Annotated in this window: 1 protein-coding gene and 2 pseudogenes; all 3 read left to right on the top strand. The window is 63.8% G+C overall.

Going from position 1 to position 3755, the window contains the following annotated elements; genetic code table 11:
• Nucleotides 1-119: 119 nt before the first annotated feature.
• A pseudogene (locus tag Rhe02_RS49275) lies at nucleotides 120-857 on the top strand (helix-turn-helix domain-containing protein); the annotation flags it as partial.
• Nucleotides 858-1055: 198 nt separating this feature from the next.
• On the top strand, nucleotides 1056-2435 hold the full coding sequence (locus Rhe02_RS49280) for an IS110 family RNA-guided transposase (protein WP_203915526.1): 1380 nt from the start codon (nucleotides 1056-1058) through the stop codon (nucleotides 2433-2435).
• Nucleotides 2436-2470: 35 nt separating this feature from the next.
• Nucleotides 2471-2756 (top strand): annotated as a pseudogene (locus Rhe02_RS50430) (integrase core domain-containing protein); the annotation flags it as partial.
• Nucleotides 2757-3755 lie beyond the last annotated feature (999 nt).

Here is a 3755-nt window from a genome sequence, read left to right on the forward strand (position 1 = left end):
TTGTCAGTGTGAGGCTCCAGGACATGTTGGACATCATGGCTTCCGTTCATTGTTGACGGATTCACGACATCTTGGACGGCATCGAGACATCGGCGACATGATCGGTCGTTTGTTCGTTCGTGGATGCTGTCGACGGTGGTGAAGGCTCATCGGATTGGCTTGTGGAGCACCGTTATCGGGCAGTGATGCAGGTTCTTGACGGGGCGCCGGTAGCGGTTGCTGCTCGGGCGGCGGGCGCGTCGCGGCAGTCGTTGTACTCGTGGCTTCGCCGCTATGAAGATGAAGGGCTCACTGGGCTACGGGACCGCTCGCGTCGGCCGCATACCTCGCCGAACCGGCTTCCCGCCGCGGTGGAGGCAATGATCTGTGAGTTGCGGCGGCAGTTCCCAGCGTGGGGTCCTCGACGTATCAGCCACGAGCTACAAGACCGCGGTGTGCCAGGTGCACCCGGCCGTAGCGCGGTCTATCGGGTGCTGGTCCGCAACGGTCTGATCCGCGCAGAGCTTCAGCAGCACAAGCGCCGCTACCGGCGCTGGCAGCGCGACGCGCCAATGCAGCTGTGGCAGATCGATATCATGGGCGGCGTCTTCCTGTCCGGCGGCCGGGAATGCAAGCTGGTCACCGGCATCGACGACCACTCCCGCTACGTGGTCATGGCGGCCGTCGTGTCGCAGCCATCCGCGCGAACGGTGTGCCAGGCGTTCACCGAAGCCCTTTCCCGCTATGGGGTTCCGTCAGAGGTTCTTACCGACATTCATCCTGAGTCGGTCTCGATCGTTCTTCGTGGCGCGGCCAGTCGCGTAGATTTCTTTCGAGTCCGGCGCCTGTCTGATGCTGCTGCTGACCGATCGGAGCCGTGCCTGGATGGCATGGACTCCTTGCCTGTTGATTGCGGCATTGGGCAGGGCTCACGCCGGTAAGGGAAGGACCCTATTGGGAACCTGGTGACGCCGCTGACCTGTGGGCCGCGGTGATCTCTGATAGTGAATGTCTGGTGCTCGCCCTTGCCGTCGTGACCGCCATAGTTGGTCCACTGATGACAAGTGAGGACGCCAATGAGAGTCCATTTAGGAGTCGATATCGCTTGCCGGGCAGCGCATCAGGCTGCATGCGCTGACGAGACCGGCAGGATGCTGTGGTCTGGGTATCGGTTCCGCACCGATGTCGAGGACCTGGAAACGCTTTGGGCGCGTCTGCCCGACGGGGCCGAGATCGTGGTGGTGATGGAGCCGACGCGTAACGCATGGGTGCCGCTTGCGGCGTGGTTTCGCCGGCAGGGCGCGACCGTGGTCATGGTCCCGCCCGAGCAGTCCGCTGATCTGCGTGCCTATTACGCCAAGCACACCAAGACTGATCGTTTGGATGCACAATTGCTGGCCCGCTTGCCGCTGCTGCACCCGGATGGGTTGCATCCAGAGACCGGCATTGGCCCAGGCGACCCGCTCAAGCGTGCGGTGAAGATCCGTGTCGGTTTGGTGCATCGCCGCACGACCTGCATGCAGCGACTCGATGCCCTGCTGGAGATCCTCGGCCCGGCGTGGGTGGACGCGCTGGGGTCATCAATGACCCAGACAGCGTTCAAGTTTCTGACCCGGTGGGCTAACCCTCACCAGGTGCGCCGCATCGGGCGGGCCCGGCTGGCACGCTGGTTCCAGAAGGAGACGCGTAAGCAATGGGGTGAGCAACACGCCGAGGCAGTAGTTGGCGCGGCGGAAGCCACGTTGGCGCTGTGGGGTCCAGCTGGACTGGACTATGAGGCCCTTGCCGCCGACATCGCCGTGGAGGCAACCCTTGCGCTGCAACTGTCGCAGCAGATCGCCGACCTTGACGACCGCATCTTCGATATGTACTGCGAAGCTGACCCGCAGCAGATCGTCATGTCCGCGCCCGGCGTCGGGAAGATTCTGGCAGCCCAGATCCGTGGCCGCATAGGCGATCCCAGCCGGTTCACCAGCCTGGCCGCGGCACGTTCGTTCTCGGGGCTGATACCCCGCAAGAACAGCTCCGGCCTATCCGACAGCGCCGGCGGCCCCACCAAACAAGGCGACGCCTGCCTTCGGCAGGCACTATTTAGCGCCGCCGATGCCGCCCGCAAAACCGATCCGCAACTAGCCGCCCGCTACCAGCGACTGATGTGCCAAACCGGACGGCACCACAGCTCCGCATTGTGCACCATCGCCACGGTCCTGCTCACCCGGATCGTCGCCTGTATGCGCAGCGGCACCGCCTACCAACTGCGCGACCTAGACGGACAGCCGATCAGCCGCGAACAGGGCCGCGCCATCGTCACCCAGCGATACCAAATCCCCGCCGAAATCCGTGACGCCCGCCGAACAATCAGCAAAGCCCGCAGCGCCCAGCGAATCAGCGGACCAGCGGGTCAAACCAGAAGTCGTCACCGCTCCAAGACCACGCCCGTCCTCCCATCAGCCTGAACCGCCCCCCACGACTTGACAACCGTTGGGAACTCAACGGAAAGCAGTTCACCGGCCGGTTTACCAAGCCGATGCCGGCCGAGGTGATGTTCGAGCGGATCTGCCGCGAGAACGGCATCACTACCCGGCTAACCAAACCGCGTTCGCCGACCACGACCGGGAAGATCGAACGATGGCACAAAACCCTGCGCCAAGAGCTCCTCGACCGGGTCGGCGCATTCGCCGACCACGCCACCGCGCAGGCCGCAATCGACGCGTGGGTACACGCCTACAATCACCAGCGACCACATCAATCACTGAAGATGGCCACACCAGTATCAATGTTTCGTCCCAGCCCCGCAGCAGCACCAAATCCGGCGATCCCGGTTCAGGTCAACCCGATAGGACTACCTCCAAAGATCCCTCAAGAACTGGTAACGCCCAACGCCAAAACAGTACTGTCCGAAATGGACATTCGCGCGATCGAGTGGGAAGCGATCGTTCCGCCGGGCGGCAGGTTGAGCCTTCCCAGCAACTGCGGCATCAAACTCGGCCAGGCCTATGCCGGGCGCACCGTCACCTTGTGGGCCGATGAACGCAGCATCCACGTCTGCCTCGACGGGCACCTCGTACGCACCCGCGGCTCCCGCCTGTCTGCCACCGATCTACTCGGACTGCACCTCAAGGGCGCCCGGCTGGCTGGCCCGGAACCTGGCCCGTCAGCGATGCCCGCCCTGCCACCACCGCCGACCACCGTGGTCGAGGTCGACCGCACGGTCAACCGCGAAGGCCGCTTCGCCCTAGGCGGCCACAATATCCAGGCCCCATCGAACCTGATCGGCAAACAGGTCACCCTGCGCCTGGACGGCTACCTCATGCACGTCATCTGCGGCGGCCTACTCGCTGCGACCATGCCCGCTCCCATCCCGCCCGACAGGCGGGCCAAGCTGTCTGGCGCCCGCATCTCCACGCAACCGCTACCGCCCGCACCAGCCCAGCCGCCACGCGCCGAGCGACGCGTCCCAGCCAACGGCGAGATGATGATCGCCCGTCAGAGGATCCATCTCAGCCCCAGTCACGCCGGCAAGACCGTCACGATCATCATCGAGGACACCCACTTCCGGATCCTGCACAACGAGGTCGAACTCAAGCTCGTGCCACGCAAGAACCCTAGCCAGCCCATACGGTTCAAGGCAATCGTGCGCCAAAAGAAATGATCAAAACAACGAATGTCCCGGCGCTGTCAACGATCTGCCGAAGCTGTCAACCATGACCCGAAGCCATGATGTCCAGCATCTCCCCGAGCCCCACACCACCCGGAGATCTCAAAGACCGTTGACA

It is taken from the genome of Rhizocola hellebori (assembly GCF_016862955.1).
GTDB lineage: Bacteria > Actinomycetota > Actinomycetes > Mycobacteriales > Micromonosporaceae > Rhizocola > Rhizocola hellebori.

Excerpts from the sequence above, each read along its gene's own strand:
- Rhe02_RS49280 (WP_203915526.1), top strand. The coding sequence starts at position 1,056 with ATGAGAGTCCATTTAGGAGTCGATATCGCTTGCCGGGCAGCGCATCAG.